The organism is Xanthobacter sp. YC-JY1, from assembly GCF_021730305.1.
Lineage (GTDB): Bacteria > Pseudomonadota > Alphaproteobacteria > Rhizobiales > Xanthobacteraceae > Xanthobacter > Xanthobacter flavus.
This window is the reverse complement of the sequence record NZ_CP032674.1, coordinates 1,973,436-1,997,448: the sequence shown is the minus strand read 5'-3', so window position 1 is coordinate 1,997,448 and position 24,013 is coordinate 1,973,436. Positions and strand designations below refer to the sequence as shown.

The 24,013-nt window shown below is 68.0% G+C and carries 24 protein-coding genes; 8 read left to right on the top strand and 16 right to left on the bottom strand.

What is annotated here, in order from left to right:
- Positions 1 to 118: 118 nt before the first annotated feature.
- Both D7006_RS09375 and ligD read left to right on the top strand, forming a co-directional pair.
- Positions 119 to 1,021 carry a Ku protein gene (locus D7006_RS09375; protein WP_237356387.1) on the top strand — a complete coding sequence of 301 codons (903 nt, stop codon included), beginning with the start codon at positions 119 to 121 and terminating at the stop codon, positions 1,019 to 1,021.
- Positions 1,022 to 1,024: 3 nt separating this feature from the next.
- Entirely contained in the window at positions 1,025 to 3,601 is a 2,577-nt protein-coding gene (gene ligD / locus D7006_RS09370) for a DNA ligase D (protein WP_237356386.1), read from the top strand.
- A 13-nt stretch (positions 3,602 to 3,614) separates the two neighbouring features.
- Here ligD and D7006_RS09365 read toward each other — a convergent pair whose 3' ends face one another.
- From D7006_RS09365 to D7006_RS09355, 3 genes are read right to left on the bottom strand one after another with little or no spacing between them, the layout of a single operon-like run.
- Positions 3,615 to 4,415: a Ku protein gene (locus tag D7006_RS09365; RefSeq protein ID WP_237356385.1), complete on the bottom strand. Its 801-nt coding sequence runs from the start codon at positions 4,413 to 4,415 to the stop codon at positions 3,615 to 3,617.
- 14 nt (positions 4,416 to 4,429) lie between these two features.
- Entirely contained in the window at positions 4,430 to 4,618 is a 189-nt protein-coding gene (locus D7006_RS09360) for a DUF3008 family protein (protein WP_169121222.1), read from the bottom strand.
- 12 nt (positions 4,619 to 4,630) lie between these two features.
- Entirely contained in the window at positions 4,631 to 4,837 is a 207-nt protein-coding gene (locus D7006_RS09355; RefSeq protein WP_237356384.1) for a DUF2934 domain-containing protein, read from the bottom strand.
- Positions 4,838 to 4,974: 137 nt separating this feature from the next.
- On the opposite strand from D7006_RS09355, the gene D7006_RS09350 reads away from it, so the two are divergent.
- Both D7006_RS09350 and eda read left to right on the top strand, forming a co-directional pair.
- Positions 4,975 to 6,507 (top strand): aldehyde dehydrogenase family protein, encoded by a 1,533-nt coding sequence (locus D7006_RS09350; protein WP_237356383.1) that lies wholly within the window; start codon positions 4,975 to 4,977, stop codon positions 6,505 to 6,507.
- Between the two features lie 64 nt (positions 6,508 to 6,571).
- A complete protein-coding gene (gene eda / locus D7006_RS09345; RefSeq protein ID WP_229643836.1) occupies positions 6,572 to 7,219 on the top strand; it encodes a bifunctional 4-hydroxy-2-oxoglutarate aldolase/2-dehydro-3-deoxy-phosphogluconate aldolase in 648 nt (215 codons plus the stop codon).
- 79 nt (positions 7,220 to 7,298) lie between these two features.
- Here eda and accC read toward each other — a convergent pair whose 3' ends face one another.
- The 5 genes from accC to D7006_RS09320 form a co-directional block, all read right to left on the bottom strand.
- Positions 7,299 to 8,657: an acetyl-CoA carboxylase biotin carboxylase subunit gene (gene accC / locus D7006_RS09340; RefSeq protein WP_169121226.1), complete on the bottom strand. Its 1,359-nt coding sequence runs from the start codon at positions 8,655 to 8,657 to the stop codon at positions 7,299 to 7,301.
- A 58-nt stretch (positions 8,658 to 8,715) separates the two neighbouring features.
- Positions 8,716 to 9,192, bottom strand: coding sequence for an acetyl-CoA carboxylase biotin carboxyl carrier protein (gene accB / locus D7006_RS09335; RefSeq protein WP_210257552.1), 477 nt, complete (start codon positions 9,190 to 9,192; stop codon positions 8,716 to 8,718).
- Between the two features lie 51 nt (positions 9,193 to 9,243).
- Entirely contained in the window at positions 9,244 to 9,684 is a 441-nt protein-coding gene (gene aroQ, locus D7006_RS09330; RefSeq protein WP_169121227.1) for a type II 3-dehydroquinate dehydratase, read from the bottom strand.
- A gap of 142 nt (positions 9,685 to 9,826) precedes the next feature.
- Entirely contained in the window at positions 9,827 to 10,624 is a 798-nt protein-coding gene (locus D7006_RS09325; protein ID WP_169121228.1) for a DsbA family protein, read from the bottom strand.
- A 35-nt stretch (positions 10,625 to 10,659) separates the two neighbouring features.
- Complete coding sequence (locus tag D7006_RS09320; RefSeq protein ID WP_237356382.1) at positions 10,660 to 12,123, bottom strand: M48 family metalloprotease; 1,464 nt, start codon at positions 12,121 to 12,123, stop codon at positions 10,660 to 10,662.
- A gap of 239 nt (positions 12,124 to 12,362) precedes the next feature.
- On the opposite strand from D7006_RS09320, the gene D7006_RS09315 reads away from it, so the two are divergent.
- On the top strand, positions 12,363 to 13,532 hold the full coding sequence (locus D7006_RS09315; protein ID WP_237356381.1) for a pyridoxal phosphate-dependent aminotransferase: 1,170 nt from the start codon (positions 12,363 to 12,365) through the stop codon (positions 13,530 to 13,532).
- A gap of 114 nt (positions 13,533 to 13,646) precedes the next feature.
- On the top strand, positions 13,647 to 14,318 hold the full coding sequence (gene aat / locus D7006_RS09310; protein WP_169121231.1) for a leucyl/phenylalanyl-tRNA--protein transferase: 672 nt from the start codon (positions 13,647 to 13,649) through the stop codon (positions 14,316 to 14,318).
- Here aat and D7006_RS09305 read toward each other — a convergent pair.
- The 4 genes from D7006_RS09305 to speB form a co-directional block, all read right to left on the bottom strand.
- On the bottom strand, positions 14,255 to 14,923 hold the full coding sequence (locus D7006_RS09305; RefSeq protein ID WP_371745075.1) for a DUF2155 domain-containing protein: 669 nt from the start codon (positions 14,921 to 14,923) through the stop codon (positions 14,255 to 14,257). The two genes, aat and D7006_RS09305, sit on opposite strands and share 64 nt — an antisense overlap.
- Before the next feature lie 166 nt (positions 14,924 to 15,089).
- Entirely contained in the window at positions 15,090 to 15,500 is a 411-nt protein-coding gene (locus D7006_RS09300; protein ID WP_237356380.1) for an NADH:ubiquinone oxidoreductase subunit NDUFA12, read from the bottom strand.
- Positions 15,501 to 15,582: 82 nt separating this feature from the next.
- Complete coding sequence (locus D7006_RS09295; protein WP_169121234.1) at positions 15,583 to 16,680, bottom strand: calcium:proton antiporter; 1,098 nt, start codon at positions 16,678 to 16,680, stop codon at positions 15,583 to 15,585.
- A 101-nt stretch (positions 16,681 to 16,781) separates the two neighbouring features.
- Complete coding sequence (gene speB / locus D7006_RS09290; RefSeq protein WP_229643832.1) at positions 16,782 to 17,762, bottom strand: agmatinase; 981 nt, start codon at positions 17,760 to 17,762, stop codon at positions 16,782 to 16,784.
- A 296-nt stretch (positions 17,763 to 18,058) separates the two neighbouring features.
- On the opposite strand from speB, the gene D7006_RS09285 reads away from it, so the two are divergent.
- Positions 18,059 to 19,270, top strand: a complete 1,212-nt coding sequence (locus D7006_RS09285) for a GGDEF domain-containing protein (RefSeq protein ID WP_237356379.1) — start codon at positions 18,059 to 18,061, stop codon at positions 19,268 to 19,270.
- 7 nt (positions 19,271 to 19,277) lie between these two features.
- Here D7006_RS09285 and D7006_RS09280 read toward each other — a convergent pair whose 3' ends face one another.
- The 3 genes from D7006_RS09280 to D7006_RS09270 form a co-directional block, all read right to left on the bottom strand.
- Positions 19,278 to 21,104, bottom strand: coding sequence for a hypothetical protein (locus D7006_RS09280; protein ID WP_237356378.1), 1,827 nt, complete (start codon positions 21,102 to 21,104; stop codon positions 19,278 to 19,280).
- A 10-nt stretch (positions 21,105 to 21,114) separates the two neighbouring features.
- The gene (locus D7006_RS09275; RefSeq protein ID WP_237356377.1) at positions 21,115 to 21,654 is read right to left on the bottom strand and encodes an RNA polymerase sigma factor; all 540 of its coding nucleotides are present in this window, start codon (positions 21,652 to 21,654) and stop codon (positions 21,115 to 21,117) included.
- A 163-nt stretch (positions 21,655 to 21,817) separates the two neighbouring features.
- On the bottom strand, positions 21,818 to 22,213 hold the full coding sequence (locus tag D7006_RS09270; protein WP_169121239.1) for a flagellar export protein FliJ: 396 nt from the start codon (positions 22,211 to 22,213) through the stop codon (positions 21,818 to 21,820).
- A 493-nt stretch (positions 22,214 to 22,706) separates the two neighbouring features.
- Here D7006_RS09270 and ctrA point away from each other — a divergent pair, with 493 nt between their 5' ends.
- The gene (gene ctrA / locus D7006_RS09265; protein WP_024279602.1) at positions 22,707 to 23,408 is read left to right on the top strand and encodes a response regulator transcription factor CtrA; all 702 of its coding nucleotides are present in this window, start codon (positions 22,707 to 22,709) and stop codon (positions 23,406 to 23,408) included.
- Between the two features lie 109 nt (positions 23,409 to 23,517).
- On the opposite strand, the gene D7006_RS09260 is transcribed toward ctrA, so the two are convergent.
- Positions 23,518 to 23,856: a DUF305 domain-containing protein gene (locus D7006_RS09260; protein ID WP_371745111.1), complete on the bottom strand. Its 339-nt coding sequence runs from the start codon at positions 23,854 to 23,856 to the stop codon at positions 23,518 to 23,520.
- Positions 23,857 to 24,013 lie beyond the last annotated feature (157 nt).

Genomic DNA, 24,013 nt, shown 5'->3' with positions numbered 1-24,013 from the left:
AGTGGATGCCCCGGACAAGCCGGGGCATGACGGCGAAAGGAACCGATTTCCCTTGCCCGCATATCCGCGCGGGTGTGCTGTGAGCGGCGTTGAGAGAACGGCTGCAACGAGGGGCGAGATGGCGCCACGGGCGAGCTGGAAGGGATTTCTCACGGTCGGCGCGCTGAGCTGCGCCGTCGGCCTCTACGCGGCTGCGTCCACCTCCGAGCGCATCAGCCTGCACATGCTGAGCCGCAAGAGCGGCCATCGCCTGCGCCGGCAATATGTGGACGAGGAGACCGGCAAGCCGGTCGAAAACGACGATCAGGTGCGCGGCTACGAGGTCTCCAAGGGCGAATACATCACCATCGAGCCCGAAGAGGCGGCCGCCGTGCTGCCCGACAACGACAAGACCATTTCCATCGACGCCTTCCTGCCCTGCGATGGCATCGACACGGTGTATCTCGACCGCCCCTATTTCCTCGCCCCCGTGGACGAGGCCGCCGCCGAAGTGTTCGACCTGCTGAAGCGCGGAATGGCGGCGCAGAAGGTGGCGGCGCTGGGCGAGGCCCTCCTGTTCCGCCGCGTGCGCAAGCTGCTCATCCGCCCCTCGGGAGAGAGCGGCGCGCTCCTCGCCTCCACCCTCTCCTTCGATTACGAGGTGCGCTCGGCGGAAGAAGCCTTCGCCGAGGTGCCGGATGTGAAGATCACCGACGAGATGCGGGAGCTGGCCACCCACATCATCAAGACCAAGGCGGGCAAATTCGATCTCGAAGCCTATCAGGACCGCTACGAAACCGCTCTCGCCGAGCTGGTGCGCGCCAAGATCGAGGGCAAGCCTTTGCCCAAGGCGGCGCCGCGCAAGGAGGAGAAGGTGGTGGACCTGCTCGCCGCTCTGCGCGCCAGCGCCAAGGCTTCGGGCGGGGACGGCACGGGCAAAAAGGCGTCTGCCAAAGCCGGCAAGGCCGCCGCCAAGGCGCCCGCTAAAAAGCCGGCCGCGAAGCCCGCCACCGCCCGCAAATCCACGCGCAAGGCGAGCTGATCCATGGCCGACCTGCAACGCTACCGCGCCAAGCGCGACTTCGCCGCCACCCCAGAGCCCTCAGGAGCGGCCCGGCGCAAGGCGAAGGGCGAGGCGGCGCGACCGGAAGGGTCGTTCGTCATCCAAAAACATGCGGCCCGGCGCCTGCACTATGATTTCCGGCTGGAGATGGACGGGGTGCTGAAGAGCTGGGCCGTCACCCGCGGCCCCAGCCTCGTGCCCGGCGAGAAGCGCCTCGCCGTGCATGTGGAGGACCACCCGCTCGACTACGGCGGTTTCGAGGGTACCATCCCCAAGGGCCAGTATGGCGGCGGCAGCGTCATCATCTGGGATCGCGGCACCTGGACCCCCATCGGCGATCCGCACAAGGCCTATGCCAAGGGCCATATGGAATTCACTCTGGACGGCGAAAAGCTGCACGGCCGCTGGCATCTGGTGCGCATGGCCCCGCGCAGCGGAGAGAAGAACGAGAACTGGCTGCTCATCAAGGCCGAGGACGCATTCGCCCGGCCGGAAGGCGCGCCGGATATCCTCGAAGAGGAGCCGCTGTCGGTCGTCTCCGGCCGAGCCGTGGACGCCCTTTCGGCCGATGATCCGCCGCCGAAAATGCGCGCCGCCAAAGCCGGGGCGACGGGCACGAAGAAGGCGGCGCAGAAGTCCCCCACCCCGCCCGCTGACGATCCCCCGCCCCATGACACGACGGGGACCACCGGCACCCCGCTCACCCTGCCCAGGGGAGCGAAGGCCGCCCCCCTCCCCGCCTTCATACCCCCCGCCCTCGCCACTCTGGCGACGAAGGCGCCGGCCGGCACGCGATACCTCCACGAGATCAAGTTCGACGGCTACCGCATCCAGGCGCGGGGCGAAAACGGCAAGGTGCGCCTCCTCACCCGCACCGGACTCGACTGGACGGACAGGTTCGGCACCGGCATCCCTGCCGAACTCAACCGATTCCCCATCCGAACCGCGCTTTTCGACGGTGAAATCGTCGTGGAATCCGGCAATGGCGCCACCGATTTCTCCGCCCTTCAGGCCGACCTTTCGGAGGGGCGCAGCGACCGTTTCGTCTATTACGTCTTCGATCTTCTCCACCTCGACGGCCACGATCTGACACCCCTTCCCCTCAAGGATCGCAAGGGCTTGCTGGAAAAACTGGTGGGACAGGATGGGGACAAGGTGCGCTACAGCGCGCATTTCGAGGACGACGGCGCCCTCGTCCTGCGCCACGCCTGCCGCCTGAGCCTGGAAGGCGTGGTCTCGAAGCTGAAAACCGCCCCCTATCACAGCGGCCGATCGCGCGACTGGATCAAGTCCAAGTGCCTGGAAAGGCAGGAGTTTGTGGTGGGTGGCTTCGTCCCCTCCACCACCTCGCGCACCGCCATCGGCTCACTGGTTCTAGGGGTGTTCGAGGACGGCAAGCTGCGTTACGTGGGGCGGGTCGGAACCGGCTTCACCCAGCGCGTCGCGGCTGATCTCCACAAGCTCTTAACCTCTGAAAAGACTGATGTTTCCCGCTTCTCCGTCAAGCTCACGGCGGAGGAAGCGCGGGGCGTCACCTTCGTCGAGCCGCTCCATGTGGCGGAGGTGGAATTCGGCGCCTGGACCGGCGACGGCCACCTGCGCCACGCCGCCTTCCGCGGCCTCAGGGAGGACAAGCCGGCAACGGAGATCGTGCGGGAAAGTCCTTCTGAACCAAAGGCTTCCGACCCGCCCACGCTGAAGCGCCGGGTGCGCCTCACCCATCCGGACCGGGTCTACTGGCCGGATGTCGGCCTCACCAAGGAGGGGCTGGCGGACTATTATGCGCAGGTCTGGCGCTTCATGGCCCCCTTCGTCACCGGCCGCCCGCTCGCGCTGGTGCGCTGCCCGGAAGGCATTGATGGTCAACGCTTTTTCCAGAAGCACCCGTGGAAGGGGCTGGACAAGAACATCCTCCAGGTCCCCGATCCCAAGGCGAAGGACGAAGCCCCCTACCTCGCCATCCGCGACCTCGACGGCCTCACCGCTTTGGTCCAGGGCGCGGCTCTGGAGATCCACCCTTTCGGCGCCACCCTGGCAGACTGGGAGCGGCCTGACCTCCTCACCATGGACCTCGATCCGGGCGACGACGTCCCCTGGCGGGACGTGATTTCCGCCGCCGAGGAGGTGCGCGAACGGATTGAGAAGAAAGGACTTTCCGCCTTCCTTAAGACATCGGGCGGCAAGGGCCTGCACATCTGCGCGCCCCTCACGCCCAAGGCCGACTGGGCTCGGCTGAAGGCCTTCACCAAGGCGATGGCGGAAGAGATGGCGTCCGACAGCCCGGACCGCTTCGTCGCCACCATCACCAAATCCAAGCGCAAGGGGCGGATTCTGGTGGACTACCTGCGCAACCAGCGCGGGGCGACGGCTGTGGCGCCTTATTCCACAAGGGCGCGGCCGGGGGCGCCGGTGTCCATGCCGTTGGCCTGGGATGAGCTGGGCGAGGCCATCGGCCCGCAGCATTTCAATGTGGGCAATGCCTTGGCAAGGCTGATGAATCTCGGCCACGACCCGTGGGGCGACTTTCGGGCGGCGGCCGTGCCGCTGCCGGGTACGTAGGGCGGGCGCACCCCTATTTGCGCTTGCCCTTCTCGGTGGAGAGGCTGCGGCGGAGCGCATCCATGATGCTCACCACATTTCCCCCCGTCGCCTCCTCCGCGACAGGCTTGGCCGCCTTCTTCGCCGGGCGCTTCTTGCGCTTGGAGGCGATGAGGTCGATGAGACCTTCCTGCACCGGATCGTGCACCATCTCGGGCTCAAACGCCTGGGTTCGCTCGGAAATCAGCTTCTTCACGAGGGTGAGCGTTGCCTTGTCCGGCGCCTCCTCCGCCTCCGGCGCACCATCGAAATGGCGCACCTCGTCGCCGTAGCGCAGGGTCCACAGAATGAGCCCGCGCCCGCGCGGCTCCAGCATGACGCCCCGCTCGCGGCGATACATGACAAGGTGCGAGAGCGCCGCCGTCTTCGTCTCCTCCATGGCCGAGCGGATCACCGCGAAGGCTTCCGCGCCCACCTCGTCGTCGGGCACGAGATAATGCGGCTTATCCAGATAGACCCAGCCGATGCTGTCCCGCGCGACGAAGCTCTCGATGTCGATCGTGCGGGTGGTCTCCAACGCGACGTCGTCGAGTTCTTCATCCTCGACAAGGATATAGCTGTCGTCGCCGGTCTGGTAGCCGCGAGCCTCGTCCTCCTCGGAAACCGGCTTGCCGGAGACCTCGTCCACATAGCGGGAGACGATGCGGTTGCCCGTCACCCGGTTCAGGGTGTGGAAGCGCACCTTCTCCCGCTCAGAGGTGGCCGGCGTCATGGACACCCGGCACGTCACGAGGGAGAGCTTCAGATAGCCCTTCCAGAAGGCACGCGGCGCCATGGCCGGCTCACCGCTCAGTCATTGGAGACATGGGAAGGCTTGCCCTTCTGCTTGGTGGCGGCAAGGTCATGAAGCTCCTTCTCGCTCATGGAGTCCACCATCTCGCGGGAGGCGCCCTTGAGCGAGGATTTCTTGCGCTCGCCCCTCTTGGCGGAGAGGGCGGCGCCCGCCGCCATCTGCTGGGCCTTTGATTTTGCAGGCATTTGGAGCCTCCGTCAGTAGGAACGCCGGCCTTTGAGGATTTCCAGCTCCGCCCGCTCCCAGTATTCCCGGTCGCGGCCTTGCGGACAGCCGTCCTCCCGCCACAGCGCGTGGGCCCGCCAGCGGATGCGGTCGCGCTCGGTATCGGAGAGGCCGGACAGGGCGTTGGTCGCCGGGCCGGGATTGGTGCCGAGGGTGTCAGGGTTGGTGGCGTGGGGCATTTTCGGTCCTCCGCGCAAGTTGAAGGGCGCGCTTCGACGCGCCTCGCCCCCTCGCCGAAAACCCCCGGCCGCGCCCGATGGTTCCCGCCGGCCGAGAGGACGGCTAGAACAGGCCAAATCAGAACGAGGAGACGACCATGGCGCGCTTTCCCGGCACCGGCGAAATTGGAGCGGACGCAGACGCCTTGCTGGCACGCCTCGGCATCCCGGCCGACCGCCTCAAAGGCGCGCGCGCCGCGGTGACGCCGCTGACCGGGGAAGTCATCGCCCGCATCACGGAGATGGACGCCCCCGGTGTTCAGGACGCCATCGGCCGCGCCCATGCCGCCTTCCTCCAATGGCGCATGGTGCCGGCGCCGCGGCGCGGCGAGCTCGTGCGCCTGTTCGGCGAGGAACTGCGCGCCGCCAAGTCCGACCTTGCGGCGCTGGTGACGCTGGAGGCCGGCAAAATCACCTCCGAGGGCCTCGGCGAGGTGCAGGAGATGATCGACATCTGCGACTTCGCCACCGGCCTCTCCCGCCAGCTCCACGGCCTCACCATCGCCACCGAGCGACCGGACCACCGGATGATGGAGACCTGGCACCCGATGGGCGTGGTCGGCGTCATCTCCGCCTTCAATTTTCCGGTCGCGGTGTGGGCTTGGAATGCAGCGCTTGCCCTCGTGTGCGGCAATTCCGTCGTGTGGAAGCCGTCGGAGAAAACGCCGCTGACCGCTCTTGCCGTGGACGCCATCTTCGCCCGCGCCGCCGCCCGCTTCGGCGGTGTTCCGGAAGGCCTCTCCACGCTGGTGCTGGGTGGCCGCGCCGCCGGCGAGGCGCTGGTGGACGATGCGCGTGTGCCGGTCGTCTCCGCCACCGGATCCACCGCCATGGGCCGCCATGTGGGGCCGCGCGTGGCGCAGCGCTTCGGGCGGTCGATCCTCGAGTTGGGCGGCAACAATGCCGCCATCGTCTGCCCCTCTGCCGACCTCGATCTGACCCTGCGCGCCGTCGCCTTCGCGGCCATGGGCACGGCCGGCCAGCGCTGCACCACGCTGCGCCGGCTGATGGTGCATGAGAGCGTCTATGATGCGCTCCTGCCCCGCCTGAAGTCGGCCTACGCCTCCGTGAGCGTCGGCGATCCGCGAGCAGAGGGCACACTGGTGGGCCCGCTCATCGATGCGGGGGCGTTCGAGGCCATGCAAGTGGCGCTCGAGGCGGCGCGCGCGGCGGGCGGCATCGTCACCGGCGGCGAGCGGCTGGGGGCCGAGTTCGCCCTCGATGCCTATTATGTCCGCCCCGCATTGGTGGAGATGCCGGCGCAGACGGACAGTGTGGCGGCGGAGACCTTCGCGCCCATCCTCTACGTGCTGCGCTATTCGGACCTCGCCGACGCCATCCGCCTCAACAACGAGGTGCCGCAGGGCCTCGCCTCCGCCATCTTCACCACCGATTTGCGGGAGGCGGAGCGGTTCCTCTCGGCGGCGGGTTCGGATTGCGGCATCGCCAATGTGAACATCGGGCCATCGGGCGCCGAGATCGGCGGCGCGTTTGGCGGCGAGAAGGAGACCGGCGGCGGGCGCGAGGCGGGCTCGGACAGCTGGAAGGCCTACATGCGCCGCGCCACCAACACCATCAATTACGGCTCCAGCCTGCCGCTGGCCCAGGGCGTGACCTTCGACGTGGGCTGACCGGAGCGATTGGGCTCGACACGGCCGCAGGACTGCGCTTCAAACGATTTAACGGAGATACCTCATGAGCCTTCCGAGCCCCCTCCCCTTCGTCGCCAAGGCCCCGGTGGTGCCGGTGGTGGTCATCGAGCGCCTTGAGGATGCCGTGCCGCTCGCCCGCGCGCTGGTGGAAGGCGGCCTGCCGCTGATCGAGGTCACCCTGCGCACGCCGGTGGCGATGGAAGCGCTGCGTCTGATCGCGGCCGAGGTGGAAGGCGCCATCGCCGGCGCCGGGACCGTAACCAATCGCGCGCAGATCGAGGCGACCATCGAGGCCGGCGCCACCTTCCTTGTCAGCCCCGGCACCACGCCGGAGCTTGCCGCCGCCTTCACCGAGACGCCGATCCCCGTCATGGCCGGCTGCGCCACGGCCTCCGAGGCCATGCGGCTGGCGGAACTGGGGTTCGAGGTGCTGAAGTTCTTCCCGGCGGAGGCCTCGGGCGGCGCGGCCTTCCTGAAGTCCATCGCAGGGCCCCTGCCCCATTTGCGCTTCTGCCCCACCGGCGGCATCGGCCCGGCGAATGCGGGCGACTATCTGGCCCTGCCCAACGTGGTGGCGGTGGGCGGCTCCTGGGTGGTGCCGACCGATGCCATCCGCGCCGGCAACTTCGCCAAGGTCCGCGAACTCGCGACGGCGGCTTCCCAGCTCAAGCGAGCGGCCAAGTTCGGCTGAGGGGGCAACGCCCCTCCAAAAGCAAAAGCCCGGCACTTGGCCGGGCTTTTTCATCTGTTGGGGCTCAGTTCGCCTTGCCTCAGCCGACGTTCTTGCCCTCACCCTCGGCGAGGAAGTGCTCCAGCCAGTGGATGTCGTACTGACCCTCGGCGACGTCGCGGGTGCGCACCAACGTGCGGAACAGCGGGAGGGTGGTGTCGATGCCGTCCACCACAAACTCGTCCAGCGCACGGCGCAGGCGGCGCAGGCACTCGTCCCGCGTCTTGCCGTGAACGATGAGCTTGCCCACGAGGCTGTCGTAGGTGGGGGGAATGACGTAGCCCTGATAGGCGTTGGAATCGACGCGGATGCCAAGGCCGCCGGGCACGTGATAGTGCGTGATCTTGCCGGGCGACGGGCGGAACGTGGTCGGGTGCTCCGCATTCACGCGACACTCAATGGCATGGCCCTCGATCACCACGTCCTTCTGGGTGAGGGTCAGCGGCTCGCCCGCCGCCACGCGGATCTGCTCGTTGATGAGATCGATGCCGGTGACCATCTCCGTCACCGGATGCTCCACCTGGATGCGGGTGTTCATCTCGATGAAGTAGAAGTTCCCATTCTCGTACAGGAACTCGATGGTGCCGACGCCGATATAGCCGAGCTTGCGCATGGCGGCGGCGCAGGTCTCGCCGATCTCGGCCCGCTGGGCCGCGGTGATGACCGGGGACGGCGCTTCTTCCCACACCTTCTGGTGGCGGCGCTGGAGCGAGCAGTCGCGCTCGCCGAGATGGATGGCGTGGCCCTTGCCGTCGCCCAGGATCTGCACCTCGATGTGGCGCGGGGTGGAGAGATACTTCTCCAGATAGACCGCATCGTCGCCAAACGCCGCCTTGGCCTCGGTGCGGGCGGTGGAGAGGGCCTGCGACAGGTCGTCGGCGGTCATCGCCACCTTCATGCCGCGCCCGCCACCGCCGGCAGCCGCCTTCACCAGAACCGGGAAGCCGATCTCGGCCGCGACGCGGTGGGCTTCCTCGTCCGAATGGATGCCGCCATCGGAGCCGGGCACCACGGGGATGCCGAGGGCCTGCGCCGTCTTCTTGGCCTCGATCTTGTCGCCCATGATGCGGATGTGCTCCGCCTTGGGACCGATGAAATGAATGTTGTGATCGGCAAGGATCTCGGCGAAGCGGGCGTTCTCGGCGAGAAAGCCGTAGCCCGGATGTACCGCATCCGCCCCGGTGATCTCGCAGGCGGCGAGCAGCGAGGGGATGTTGAGATAGCTCTCGCGGGCCGGCGGGGGGCCGATGCACACGCTCTCGTCCGCGAGGCGCACATGCATGGCGTCGGCGTCGGCGGTGGAGTGGACCGCCACCGTCGCGATGCCCAGCTCCTTGCAGGCGCGCAGGATGCGCAGCGCGATCTCTCCGCGGTTGGCGATGAGGATTTTTCTGAACATCAGCGGTGCGTACCTTGTGGGTGCCTGCCTCGTGGGTGCCTGCCTCGTGCGGGCGCGCTCATTCGATGATGAGCAGGGGCTCGCCGTATTCCACCGGCTGCGCGTTGCCCACGAGGATGCGCGTGACGGTACCGGACCGCGGCGCGGGAATGGCGTTCATGGTCTTCATCGCCTCGACGATGAGCACGGTCTGCCCCTCGCGCACGCTGGCACCCACCTCGATGAAGGGGGGAGCGCCCGGCTCGGCGGCGAGATAGGCGGTGCCCACCATCGGGGAAGCAACGACGCCGGGATGCTTGGAGAGGTCCGCCGGGGCCTCGGCCGCAACCGCCGGGGCAACCGCCGCGACGGGCGCGCCTGCCGGATAAGGAGCGGCGTAGGGCGCCTGGGCGATGGTGACCGGGGCGGGCGCGCGCACCACGCGGATGCGCAGGCCCTCGTGCTCCACCTCGATCTCGGTCAGGTCGCTGCCCGAGAGGAGATCGGCGATCTCCTTGACGATGGCGGTGTCGATGGGAGGGTTGGAGGGCTTCATGATGTTCCTGGCTCTGGCCGGCCATCAGGCCGCGCGAGGGCGTTGCTGGATCTAAGGGGTCTGCGGCAGGCCGGCGACGGCGCGCAGGCCCAGCACATAGCTCTGGGGGCCGAAGCCGCAGATCACTCCGCGGACGACGGGCGACAGGTAGGAATGGTGGCGGAAGTCTTCCCGCGCGAACACGTTGGACAGATGCACCTCGATGGTCGGCACCCCCACCGCGGACACCGCGTCGCGCAGCGCGACGGAGGTGTGGGTGTAGGCAGCGGCATTGAGGACGATCCCCCGCGCTCCACGCGCCGCCTGGATGAAATCCACCAGCGCGCCTTCCGAATTGGTCTGGCGGAAGACGATATCGAAGCCCAGCGCCTCCCCCTCGGCCCGGCACAATGCCTCGACATCGGCAAGCGTCGCCGCGCCGTAGATGCCAGGCTCGCGGGTTCCGAGCAGGTTGAGGTTGGGCCCGTTCAGGACGTGGACAGTGTCTGTCATCCGTGCGTGATCTGCCGCCGGCCTCCTGTCGGCCGGGTCGCAGCCTTATAGGGGTGCGCGCGTCCGATGGAAAGAGCGCCCGCAGGACGGTCTGCCATGTGAAAGGCGGGCCATGCCTGCGGGCGATCGGGTCTGTTGACCCTTACTTGCCGGCCTGCTTGCTGCGGGCTTCCGCGATGGCGGCCTTCAGCTTGTCGAAACCGACGGCACCGATCACCACCTGATCGCCGACCACATAGGACGGTGTGCCGTTGAGCGAGAGCGCCTCGGCGATCTTCATGCTCTCGTCGAGGGTCGCGTTCAGCTCGGGCGAGGTGGCCTGCTTCTGGATCAGCGCGGGATCGATGCCGACCTCCTTCGCCGCCGCCAGCGCCTTGGCGCGGTCAGCCTGGCCACGGCCGCTGAGCAGGGCCTGATGGAAGGCCATGTACTTCTCGGGGGCAACCATGCGCACGGCCACGGCCACCTGCGCGGCCTCAACCGAGCCCTGGCCGAGCACCGGGAACTCCTTCAGCACCACGCGCAGCTTCGGATCCTGCTTGATGAGATCCTGAAGGTCCGACAGCGCCTTTTTGCAGTAGCCGCAATTGTAGTCGAAGAACTCGACCAGCGTGACGTCACCCTGCGGGTTGCCGGCGACGATGCCGCGCGGGCTGGACAGCAGCAGCGGCTTCAGCTCGGCGACCGCCTTGCTGCGCTGGGAGGCATCGGCCACCATCTGCCGGCTTTCCAGCACGGAGATGGCTTCCTGGAGGACTTCCGGGTTCTGGATCAGATACTCGCGGATGATACCGCCGAGTTCCTTCTTCTCCGCGTCCGTGAAGGCCGCGGCCGGGCTTGCGGCGAGGAAGAAGGCCGGCACGGCGGCCAGCGCCAGCGCGGAAAGGCGGGCGGCGAGGTGCCGAAAGCCGGTTCGGGCCAGGCCCGTGGGGGAGAACATGCGGGGCTCCTTGGGTGAAAAGCGGTCTTTGAGCATCAGCGCTGGTTGGCGGCCGATGCGGGTGGTTTGAAATTCACGAGGTCGTCGGCCTTGAGCCAGCCGGGCGAGCCCTGCGGAAACTTCATGCGGGCGCGGGCGGCAAGCTCACGCCCGAGCTTGAAGTCGCCGGATGCGAAATACGACTGCGCCGAGGCAAGGTCGGCATTGGCGGTGTCACCGGAACGTCCATAGGCGAGCGCGAGGGAGCGCCATGCGGACGGGGAATTGGGATCGCGCTGGGTTGCCTGGATCAGTTCGCGGATCGCTTCCTGCGTGTTGGACTGATTGCCAGACTGCACCAGCGCCTGCCCCAGCATCGCCCGGATGAGCGGCGCGCCGTTGGTCATCTGCACCGCCTTGCGCAGCGGAGCGATCGCCTCGCCCGCTCGCCCGGCCTCCAGCAGCGCCTGTCCCTTCAGCTCCAGGAAGTAGGGATTTGATGGCTCCTTGGCGATCAGGGCATCGATCTGGCGGATGGACGAATCGACGTTCCCAAAGCGGTAGGCCGAGATGGCTCGCGCATACTGCGCCGCCATGGAGGTATCGGACGGCGGATACCGCCGCGCCACCGCCTCGGGTCGCTCCATGAAGCCGATGAGCTTCGCCCGCATCATGTCGTGCCGCGCCTGCAGCGCCGGCGGGTCCTTGACCTCGTAATAGGGGCTCGACTTGGCGAGCTGCTCCAGCGCGCCGATGCGCTCGCGCGCCATGGGGTGGCTCAGCACGTAGGGATCGACCCGCTGGCTGATGAAAAGCTGGTCGTTCTGGAAGCGCTCGAACGTCTCCAGCATACCCTTGGCCGACTGGCCGGTGGCATTGAGATACTTCACCGCCGATCGGTCGGCGGCCGATTCCTCGCCGCGCTGGTAGGACAGCAGCGAGCGCCGGATCATTTCCTGCGGCGCCGAGACTGCGGCTGCGCCGACATTGCCCACGTCGCGGCCATTCATGCCGCTCGCCGCGCCGGCTGCGACACCGCCTGCCGCCAGAAGCATGGCGACGATCGCCATGGTCTGCGCACCGGCGATCTGCTCTCGCATGCGGGCGAGATGGCCGCCGGCGATATGGCCGGTCTCGTGGGCGAGCACGCCGATGATCTGGTTGGGCGTCACCGAATCGACGAGAGCGCCGGTATTCACGAAAATGCGCCGGCCATCCGCCACGAAGGCATTGAAGGCGCGGCTTGAGATGAGCACCACCTCGACATTCTGCTGGGCAAGCCCCGCCGCCTTCAGGATCGGGCGGGTGTAATCCTTGAGCAGGGCCTCGATCTCGGTGTCCTGAATGGTCTGCGGCCCCTTCTGGGGCACCGTTTCCTGAGCCTGCGCGGCACCGATCCATGCCGTCTGGAGCGGCAGGGACGTCGCCGCAGCAAGGCAGAGCACGCGCCCGGCTGCGCGAAGCGCGCCACCGGCACGATCCCCCCATCCGATCCGCTGATCCGCTTGGGCTCGTTCCATTCCGTCAACCACCACGCAAGCCGCCATTCACGCAGGGACTAAGCCGATATCCGCCTTGGCTCGCTCCGAGGCACAGGTTACGAGACTGCCGGACACTGGCTTCGGCAGATGCCGAGGTCAATCCGCTGGCCTTCACGTTGGGGCGAACCCGCCTCAGGGACAGGCAGAATAAGGCGGCAGCACGGCAGCGCGAGCATCGGCGCGGCTTGCACCCGCAGGAACGCAACGGAATTTCGGCAATGCGGCAGGTTCTTCCCCTCCTCTCCCGGCGCAGCGCGGTCGAGCCCTTCATCGTCATGGACGTGATGGAGCACGCCGCCCGGATCGAGGCGCAGGGCGGGCATGTGATCCATCTGGAGGTGGGCCAGCCGGCAGCCCCTGCGCCGCTGGTGGCCCGGCAGGCGGCGACGGCGGCGCTTGCGGCCGGACAGGTGGGCTATACCGCCGCCCTCGGCATTCCCGCCCTTCGGGCGCGCATCGCCCGCCACTACCAAGAGCAGCACGGCGTCTGCGTCGATCCCGAGCGGATCGTCGTCACCAACGGGTCGTCGGGGGGCTTCGTCCTCGCTTTCCTTGCGCTGTTCGAGCCGGGCGATCGCGTAGCCATTGCCGCGCCGGGCTATCCGCCCTACCGCCACGTCCTCTCCGCCCTCGGCTGCGAGCCGGTGCTGATCGAGACCCGCGCGGAAGACCGCCACGCTTTGACCCCCGAGCGGCTCATGGAGGCGCACCGCGCCGCGCCGCTCAAGGGTGTTCTGGTGGCGAGCCCCGCCAATCCCACCGGCACCATGATGGACCGGGCCGCCCTGACGGCGCTTCATGCCTGCGCCCGGGATCTCGGCCTCGCCTTCGTGTCCGACGAGATCTATCACGGCCTCGATTACGCCTTCCCGGCCGTGAGTGCGGTGGAGATCGGCGAGGACGTCACGGTCATCAATTCCTTCTCCAAATACTTCTGCATGACCGGCTGGCGCGTCGGCTGGATGGTGGTGCCGCCCGGCGTCTCGCGCACCATGGAGCGGCTCCAGCAGAATTTCTCGATTTCGGTGCCCACCCTGTCGCAGATCGCCGCCGACGCTGCCTTCGAAGGCCGCGCCGAGATGGATCAGGTGAAGGCGACCTACGTGGAGAACCGCCGGATCCTCACCGAAGGGCTGCCCGCGGCCGGTCTCGGCCGTTTCCTGCCGGCGGACGGCGCCTTCTACCTCTATGCCGATGTCTCCGACTTCACTGACGATTCGGCCGCCTTCGCCCGCAGCCTGCTCGATGCCGCCCATGTGGCTGCCACCCCGGGGGTGGATTTCGACCCCTTCCACGGCCGCCAGTTCCTGCGCTTCTCCTACGCCGGGTCGGGCCCGGACATGGTGGAAGCGGTCCGGCGCATCGGCGATTTCCTCAAGCGGGGCTGACATCGGCGCCCCGTTGCGAGCGCGGCGCGTGTCAATGGGTCGCGGTGGCCCGAGACTGTGCCGTCACGCCGCCGCGCCACACGGGCGCTTGATTTGCTGGTAGGATGGCCCGTCATGAGCCGGCCGAACGACCAGATCGTCGAGATCACGCCCGATGTGCTGCTGAAGGCTTACGCCTGCGGCATCTTCCCGATGGCCGAGAGCGCCGACGATCCCGGCCTCTACTGGATCGAGCCCGAGCGGCGCGGCATCATCCCCCTGGACGCCTTCCACGTCTCCTCCCGCCTCGCCCGCACGGTCCGCGCGGACAAGTTCGAGGTCCGCGTGGACAGCGATTTCGAGGCGGTGATCGACGGCTGCGCCGAGCCGCAGGAAGGCCGCGACAAGACCTGGATCAACGATCCCATCCGCCGCCTCTATGGCGAACTGTTCGCCCGCGGGCGCTGCCACACCGTGGAAGCCTGGCGCGACGGGAAACTTGTGGGTGGGCTCTATGGTGTGCGGTTGGGTGGCGCGTTCTTCGGCGAGAGCATGTTCCACCGCGAGCGAGACGCCTCCAAGGTGGCGCTGGTGCATCTGGTGGGGCGGCTGATTGCCGGCGGCTTCCGGCTGCTCGATACGCAGTTCGTCACCAGCCACCTCAAGACCTTCGGGGCGCTGGAGGTGTCACGACGGCACTATCACAAGCTGCTGGAAAACGCCCTCGAGGTGGAGGGCGACTTCTACTGCTGGCCCCGGGCCGTGACCGGCGAGGCCGCCTTGCAGCCGATCAGCCAGACGTCATAGATCGGGTGCTCCACCGCGTGCAGGCCCGGACTCGCCGCGAACATCCAGCCGGTGAAGATGCGCTTGGCCTGCCCCTGCAGGGTCACCTCGTTCACTTCGGTGAATGAGGTGGTGTTCTGCGTCTCGGTCGCGGGGCGCGTGTAGCAGACGCGGGGCGTCACCTGCAGCGCGCCGAACTGGGCGGTCTCGCCGATGGCGATATCGAACGAGGTGATGCGTCCCGTGATCTTGTCGAGGCCGGCATAGACCGCATAGTCGTTGGCGATCTTCTGCGTCGGCGGCTGCACCACCACTACGTCGCCCTCATCCCCGGGAGGGGCGGGCTGGAGGCCGCCCGGAGGCTGTTGCGCGGCGGCCGGAGGCGGGGGCGCGGGGCCACGCTGAATCGCAGCCGGGGCCGCCGGGCGCTGCGCGGGAGCCGCAGGCGGGGCGGCGATCACCGGAACGCTGTTGGGCACCGCGGGCAGCGGACGCTGGTTGGGAATCGTTCCGGGCGGCGGCAGCGGTGTCTGCTCGATGGTGCCTCGGCTCTGCGCCAGCGCCTGAGGCATCGCGGCGGCGATCAGGCCGGCGGCCAGCAGCGAAACGGAGCAGAGGAAGCGCATCAGTCTGTGAACCCGTGGAATGAAGGCGGCGACGCCGGAAGCGGGCCGGCCCTTCTCCCCTTCAGACCGCCTGAATCAGGCGGCGGCAAGGCGGTGCCGGAAGGAGCCGCCGCAGAAGGAGACCGTGCAGAAGTACCGCGCGACGCCGAAGCGCCGAGGCCGCGGCCTATTCGCCGGGCGTCCAGGCCTTGTAGTCGCCGGTGACGCGGGGACGCAGGCCACCGGCCAGCACCGAGCCCTTGGGGCGGTAGGCGCCAGGCGTGCCGGTCATGTTGCGGCGGTGCGGCTTCTGCCAGGAACGGGCGGTGTAGGTCTCATCCACCGGCGGCGTGTCCACGCGGTGATGAATCCAGCCCCACCAGCCCGGAGGAATCGTCGAGGCCTCGGCATAGCCGGGATAGATGACCCAGCGGCGCTCGAAACCCAGCGTCGGGTCAATCTTGCCGCCCTTGGTGCGATAGTAGCGATTGCCGAACTCGTCCTCGCCCACGAACTCGCCGAAGCGCTTCGTCCACCACATGGTGCCGACGGTCTGCTTGTTCCACCAGGTGAAGATGTAGAGCAGAAAATTCTTCACGGCCCGCGCCTCGTTCAAGTCGCGCGGAACATGCCACTCGACCCGCCCGATGTCCACCGCCGCACAACGACCCACCGGCGCTTTAGGGCGCGAACAGCAGCATCACATAGACGCAGAACACGATGAGGTGGATCACCCCATTGAGCGCATTGGTCTTTCCGGTGCCGAAGGAGAGCACCGCGAGGACGAAGGTGAGCAGCAGCATGGTGCGGTCCTCGTTGTCGAGGCCGAGCACCATGGGCCGTCCGATCATGACGCTGATGAACGCCATGGCCGGGATGGTCAGCGACACCGTGGCGAGCGCCGAGCCGAGGGCGATGTTGAGAGAGTGCTGCAGGTGATTGCGCGCGGCGGCGCGCACTGCGCTCATGCCTTCCGGCAGGAGGATGAGGGTCGCGACGAGCGCGCCGATCACAGCATCCGGGTCGCGCAGGGCGAACTGGGAGATGAAGTCCTCGAACGACATCGCCACCCAGCCCGAAAGCGCGACCACCGCTCCAAGGCTCGCCAGCAGCATGACGATGGCGAGAATGAACGCCCCCAGCTCCGGGGGGGCTTCCGCATGCCCCTCCGGCTGCGCGTTGAAATGTTCGCGGTAGCGGACCGTCTGCATGTAGAGAAAGGCGGCATAGAGCGCGAGCGCGATCGCCGACATGTAGACGAGCTGGAATGGCGAGAAGATGCCCGAGGCTCCGGCTCGCGTCTCGCTGGGCAGGATCAGCAGCATCACGCCGAGGGCGATCGTCGCCGAGAGATAACCCGAGATGCCCTGCTGCTGAATGGTCTGCTCGCGATGGCGGATGCTGCCGAGCAGAAGGCACAGCCCGACGATGCCCGCATTCACGATCATCAGCACGGAGAGCACCGATTCGCGGGCGAGCGTTGGGTTGTTCTCCCCGTTGAGCATCAGGGAGGCCATCACCGAGACCTCGATGACGGTCACCGAGAGCGTGAGCACCAGGGTGCCCCAGGGCTGGCCGAGCCGCGCCTCCACCACGTCCGCATGGCCGACGGCGGAGAAGGCCGATCCGCACAGCAGCGCGATCGAGCCGAAGGCCAGCACTCCGGGCAGGAAGCCCGATGCCGCAGGCGAAAGGCTCGGCCACAGGAAGAAGGTCAGCGCCAGCAGGATGCCCGAAGCGGGCAGGACATAGGCCGAGACGGCGGACCGCTTTCCCATCTCTCCCCTTCCTGAAGCTGGCAATGGCGTTCGGTGAGCTTGCCTTCCCTTATCCTGCCCGTCCGCCAAAAGGTATAGCCATCCTCCGTGCGCCTTTCGGTTTAGAGCCCGGGCGAGCGTCCGCCCTCCTTGCGCTCCGCCAGGAGGCACAGATAGAGCGAGGCGAGCGTCGCGCCGGCCAGTGCCGTTATCTCCGCATGGTCGTAGGGCGGCGACACCTCCACCACATCGAATCCCTTGAGGTCGAGGGCGCCCAGACGCCTGAGGCAGGCGATCACCTCCCGCGTGGAGAGCCCGCCGCAGACCGGCGTTCCGGTGCCCGGCGCGAACGCGGGATCGAGGGCGTCGATGTCGAAGCTGAGATAGACCGGCGCATCCCCCACCCGCTCGCAGATCTGCCGCGCGAGGGCCGCAGGCCCCATCTCGCCCGCGACATTCCCGTGCACGATCTCGATGCCATAGCTGCGAGGCGCATGGGTGCGAATGCCCACCTGGATGGAGCGGTCCACCCTGATCAGGCCGTCCTTCACGGCGCGGGTGATCATGGTGCCGTGGTCCACCCGGTCCCCGTTGTCGTCCCACGTGTCCTGATGGGCGTCGAACTGCACCAACGCCACCGGCTGCCCGAGGCGCGCCGTCAGCGCCCGCAGGATGGGGTAGGTCAGGAAATGGTCGCCGCCGAGGGTCACGAGGTGGCTGCCCCGGGCGTAATGGGCGGCAGCCTGCGCCGCGATGGCACCGGGAATGCCGGCGGGCAGGCCGTAATCGAACACACAGTCCCCACCATCCGCGACGTCCAGCGTCTCGAACGGGTCGAAGCCGAACGGATAGAAGGGATCACCGTCAAGGATGGAGGACGCGGCGCGGATAGCGCGCGGCCCGAAGCGCGTGCCGGGCCGGTTCGACACCGCGACATCGAGCGGCACCCCCCACACCACCACCTCGGCGCCCCCGCCATCGCGGGCATAGCGCCGGCGCAAGAAGGACGCGACGCCCGAATAATTCGGCTCGGTGGACTGGCCGTGGCGGAAGCCCGGATCCAGCGCACGGTCGACGGGGCGGGGAAGGGTCGGATCGGCCATATTGTCCTCGCTGGCTCTTTTCGCGAACGAACCAGCGCCGCCGGCCATCCGCGCGCGCATCATAGCGAAGGCCCATGGGCCCGATAGTACGGCCATGGGACGCAACGCCCCCCCTCCAGGGGGGCAGTGTTGCGCCGTCTCAGTTGCACGCAGGACACCGTCCAAGTTCGGAAACAAAATTACGCCGTACAATAGTAGGACGAACGACTTGTGCGCACGTCATCTACACGCTATTGGCGCATACAACCCATTTTTCTCCCCGCGTGTGGTTCAACGCCCCCGGAGCGGCCCCAGACATGGATTTCCAGGTCCAGACTGTGCTGTCGGTCTCGGCCGTGGTGGGCCTGCTGCTGGCTGGCCTGCAACTTCTGGCGGGATGGCGGTTGCGGCAGTCCTGCCTGTTCGTGTGGTCGCTCGCCAACCTGTTCCTCACCGCCGGGTGCGTTTTCCTTGCCGCGCGCGTGGACATCGGGCTTCCGGCGAGCGTGCTGGTCGGCAATGGCTGCATCCTCATCGGCATGGGGCTCATCTACAGCGGCATCCGCGTCTTCGATGAACGCCCGCCGGGGCTCGCCGCCGTCGCGACGGTGGCGCTGCTCGGCACGGGTCTTCTCGGCCTGTCGCTGTGGAGCGGCAACAACATGGCCGACCGCGTGACCATCAGCTCCATTCTCGTCGGCTGCTGGAGTGCGACAGCCGGACGCGCCCTGCTGCAGACGCCCGGCTGCGGCCCGATCATTTCGCGCGTCGCCTCCGCCATCGTCCTGATCATGGTGGCCGCCGGCTACACGATCCGGGGCGTCGGCGTGCAGTTCGGGCTGCTCCCTTTGCCGGGCAATGGCGGCCCGGCGGAGGTGCTGGTCGTCATCGCCGGCCTCGGCCTCGCCATCTGCTGGACCTTCGGCAGCCTGTACATGGTGCTGGAGAAGGTCGCCTCCCTCGACGACCTCACCGGCCTGCTCAATCGCCGCGCCGCCCTCCAGCGGGGGGAGGAGCTGCTGCGCTTCGCCCGCGCCCGGCGCCAGCCTTTTTCGCTGCTCCTCGCCGACCTCGACCATTTCAAATCGGTCAACGACCGCTTCGGCCACGACGTGGGCGATCTGGCGCTCAAGCACTTTGCCGCCCTGGTGCCCCAAAGCATCCGCGCCAACGATGTGGCGGGACGCTATGGGGGCGAGGAATTCTGCATCCTGTTGCCGGGGGCGGAAGCGAAGGGCGCCTTCGCCACCGCCGAGCGGCTGCGGCTGCTGGTGGAAGAGCAGCTCCGCGATATCGGTGGCCACGACATCGGCGTCACGCTCACCGTCGGCGCAGCGACCTACATTCCGGGCAGCGGCGGGCCGGACACGATTGCCGACCTCATCATCGCCGCCGACGGCGCGCTCTATTCCGGCAAGGCTCTGGGCCGCAACCGCACTGTCATCGCCCAGCCCCCCGCCGGCGAGGCCGTCAGCGCCCCACGTGAGCTGCCGGGACACGGCGTAATCGCCGCCGAGCCGTCGCGCTAGAGGGCGCTCATTCCGGCACCAGCCGCCCGCGATAGACCACGGTGGACTCAGGCCCCTTCAACGTGTCCGGCCGGTCGGCCGGCTCACGCGTCACCACCAGCTCCGTGCCCGCAAGCCCCTTCCGGCCGAGCCGCGCGAGCTCGGGCAGGCGTTCGGACAAGCCTGACGAGAAGGCGCCGATCAGGCGCGCGCTGGCGGAGGGAGAGACCAGCCATAGGCGATAGGTCTCGCCCTCCGGCGGTGCCGGGGCAAACGAGCGCACATGGACGGCGCCGCTATCCGGATCGATCCGCACCGATACCGCCGGCAGCGGCTCCGCCTGCATCACCGCGACCCAATAGCCCTCACCCGGCCAGACCCATTCGCGATAGGCCGCCACTCCACCCAGCCCCAGGCAGAGCAGCGCGAGGAGAAGGGAAATCCCGCGCCAGGGACCATGACGCACGACGACGCGCGTGGGTGGATTCGGCTCGTCCGGCAGCGCCGACACCTCACCAGAAGCGACCTCAGCCGCCCATCCGGGCAACGGCGCCTCCTCGGCCTTCTCGCCGGCAGCAGGATCGGCGGACGGGGGCTCGCTCGCCGGCGTCTCCTGGGGCGCGGTTTCAGGGGAAGACGCCTCGGGGGCATCTGCGGATACGGCAGCCGGAGCGACCGCCTCTGCCCCCTCTTCCAGTTTCTGCTCCGGGGCCTCGATCACATCCGGCACCGTGGGCGCAGGGATAGGCTCAGGCAACGTGGGCACCGCGACAGGCTCAGGCACCGCTTCGGAAACAGACGGCGGAGCGGCCTCCAGCACGGCCGGCTCCGTTTCAACCGGCGGCGGCGGGGAAACGGGAGCGACCGGCGCGGGCTCGGCCATATCCGGCACTTCACCCGAAACCGCCGAAGCCGTCGCCTCCTCCACCACGGGCGGCTCCGGAACGGCCGCGGCCGTTTCCGGCAGCGGAGTTGCCTCGGCCGGCTCAGTCACCGGTGCGGTCAGCGGAAGGCTCTCCGCGACCGGCGCCGTTTCGACGGGCGCGCCATCCCCGGCCGGCGCAGGCGCCCCGGCGACGGGCTCCGGCGGCGGATCAGGCTCCAGGAACATGAAGGCCGGCGGGGGCGTCAGCGGCTCGGGCGCCGGGCGGGGGCGCGGCGGAGGCGGCACCAGTTGCAGCGGCGCTGCCGGCTCCGGCAACCGCGGGGCAATGGACGCGCTCTCCGGCCGGGGCAAGGCCGGATGCGACATTTCGGACGTTACGGGAGACAGCAGCCCCGGGGACCGCGCGTCCCGGATCGCCCCGACCGGCGCCCGGCCTGGATCCATCGATTGGGCCGGCCCCATCGGGCCGGCCTCGAGCGGCGGGAAGGACCGGCGGCGGGACGGCCGCTCGGCACCCCGCAAAGGCTCGACACGCCCCGGCTCGGCGCCCCGACCGAGGCCGAACAGCCGGCGGACCCGCGAGACCGCGCCCTCCCCCGCCCCCGTCCCGGAGCGCAGCGGCCGTCCTTCCGGCATGGCCGGCCGGCGGGGCGGATCGGGCGAAGGCGACATGCCACGCGGCATGGTCGCCCCGCGCAGCGCCGGCGGGGCGCTCCTCAGATCCGAGGCAATGGCGCGCCAGATATCGGGCGAGGGGATGACCGGCACCGCCAGTTCGTGCAGCGGCGCAAGCCGGCGCTCCCACAGGCGGACGAGGGCGGCGAACTGCGGCTCGGCGGCGCAGCGGGCGCGCACGCGACGGCGGTCCTCATTGTCGAGGGTGCCCAGCACATATTCGGCGGCAAGGATGCGGTCCGCATCGGGCGGCGCCACACGCTCGGGCAGGCGATCGGGCGAGGCGGGGCTCATGGGGTGAAACTCATGACCGCCGCCCCAGGAACTCGCCCAGTTGGTGAATGCTGCGGGCCATCCAGGCGCGGATGGCCGGCGCGGGCGCATCGAAATAGACCGAGAGCGCCTCATAGCTCCAGCCGTCATAGAAGGCGAGCAGCAGCATCCGCCGCCGCTCCTCCGGCAGCCGCCCGAGGCAGGTGAGGAGCCGCGTCAAAGCCGGGCTGCGGTGGGGCGAAGCGATGGGATCGTTACCGCGCTGGGCGGCGTCGAACGGCTCGAAGGCGTCGCCCACCGGGCGCTTCCAGGCCATGTCGAGGGCGCAGCCGCGGGCGATGGAGACCATCCAGCACACCGGGTCTTCGTTCTGCCGAAGGGTATGCGCCTCCGAGCGCACCCGTCGGTAGGCCTGCCGCATGGCTTCCGAGGCGAGCTCCGGCCGGCGCAGCAGACGCAGCACGATGCCGTAGAGCTTCGGGCTGGTCAGCCGGTAAAGCTCCTCGAACGCGCGCAGATCGCCGGCGGCAACCGCATCGACGAGGGCATGGACCTTGCGGTGGGGAGTCACGGAACACTCGTGCTCGGGGTTTGGCCGAGCAGAAGCTACCGGAGCGGTAGACCCGAATGGAAGCCTCAAGGTTGCAGGAACCGCCCGCAGACGAGAAAAATCGTCTCCCGCACTGCAGCGACGGCTACCCGCGTACCCCCTTGAAACTTAAGCCATACCGCACTCAGAAGCGGACTGGCGCGTTGGGCCGCAGCGGCGGGCGGCGGGTTGCGTTTTCCACACGCGCGGAACGGTCCATCTCGCCGGCCGCCTCCACCAGCGCCAGATCGGCCTCCGCCTCGGCGAGCGTGGCCTTGGCCTCGTCCTGCTGCACCTTGAGGTCATCAGCGGAGCGCCGCAGATTGTCCCGGCGGTTGCGCGCGGCGAGCGCCAGCGGCGGATAAGCGAAGTGGCGCGGGTCGGTGATGCCGGAGCGCGACTCCTCGGCGGCGATGTCGCGGTCGAGCTCCTGGGCCATGCGCTCGAACTCGGCGATCATCGTATCGATTTGCGCGAGGCGCCGGCGCGCATCGTCGATCTGGAACCGCTTGGCACGGATCAGGGGGTCACGCGACTTCATCGGCGTCTACTCCGGTACTTATGACGCTGCCCTTCGGTCATCGCGCATGCTGCCTGCCCATATTGCCTGCCATGTGCGCCGGGGCCTCCGGGCGATGAGAATGTCCTGTGCTGGTTGCCCTTTCCTTACCTTCGGCGTCGCCGTCGCGGGAAAATCGTACGAACCGCCCCGTCGGCAACCAATCGTTTACCGCCTTCGTTAATGATGACGCTACGGTTCGGGTGATGCGCCGCCGCGCGCTCAGCCGGACGCCGGATCAAGGGGCTCGGGCGAGGGGTGGTCGGACGGTTTGCGTGGGGCCTGTGGAAAAACCTTAAGTGCCTGAAACGGAGTCAGTCTTGACTCTCATGCACAAAGATTTTTGCGCAGACTCTTGTGGGCAGGAATCGAGTTCTGTTAACGATTCTACACACGTAACGCGAATCACCCCGATGGCCGAGCAACGAAAGTCGGCGCCGCCGCCTTTCGGCTAGTTGCGAGGAAAGGGATAGCCATGCGCGTCTTGCTCATCGAGGACGACAGTGCTACGGCCCGAGGCATCGAACTGATGCTGAAGACCGAGAGCTTTAACGTCTATACGACCAACCTCGGTGAGGAAGGCGTGGACCTCGGTAAGGTCTACGAGTACGACATCATTCTGCTGGACCTGAATTTGCCCGACATGTCCGGGTTCGAGGTCTTGCGCTCTCTTCGCGTGGCGAAGGTGAAGACGCCGATCCTCATCCTCTCGGGTCTCGCCAATACGGAAGACAAGGTGAAGGGCTTCGGCTTCGGTGCCGACGATTACCTCACCAAGCCCTTCCACAAGGACGAGATGGTCGCCCGCATCCACGCGATCGTGCGCCGCTCCAAGGGCCATGCCCAGTCGGTGATCCAGACCGGCGACCTCATCGTCAACCTGGATACCAAGACCGTCGAGGTGGAGGGCAACCGCGTCCACCTCACCGGCAAGGAATATCAGATGCTGGAGCTGCTCTCGCTCCGCAAGGGCACCACCCTCACCAAGGAGATGTTCCTGAACCATCTCTACGGCGGCATGGACGAGCCCGAACTGAAGATCATCGACGTGTTCATCTGCAAGCTGCGCAAGAAGCTGGCGAACGCGTCCGCCGGCAAGAACTACATCGAGACGGTCTGGGGCCGCGGCTATGTGCTGCGGGAGCCCATGCACGGTGCCGAGCGCATCGCCGTCTAACCTGACTGCCCTTTCCCTTTCCTTCTCGTCATGAGGCCCCGCTCCAGCGGGGCCTCTTGCGTTTGGGGCCTCGTAACGTCTCGGGCCCTCTTGCCTTTCGGGGCTTGGGCTACTTCTTGGCCGGCGCGCGGGCAAGCCAGGCCTTCATGAAGGCGATCTCCTCCTCCTGGGCCTTGATGATCCCCTCCGCGAGCTTGCGGATCTCGGGATCCTTGCCGAAGGCGAGTTCAACCTTGGCCATGGCGACCGCCCCCTCGTGGTGGGGGATCATGCCGCGCACGAAGTCCACGTCCGTGTCGCCGGAATAGGCGATGTCCATGTCCTTGTGCATCCGCGCCCCGGCGGCCTTGAACGCGGCCGTGGAGGGAGTGTCGGCCGCAGCCGAGGCCGGACCGCCCATGGCATGGGGCATGTTCTGCATGTCGTGCATCATCGGACCGCCGGGCATGGCCGACTGGGCCGCCGCCGGGCTGACGGACAGAAAGCTGGCGACAACGACAGCAGCGAAGGTGAAGGGCACGGCCGCGCGAAAGCGCGCCGCGAAAGTGCGGGACCGCATGGGGTCTCTCCTGTTCGAATAAATGTCCGTTCCGGCGCCATCGGCC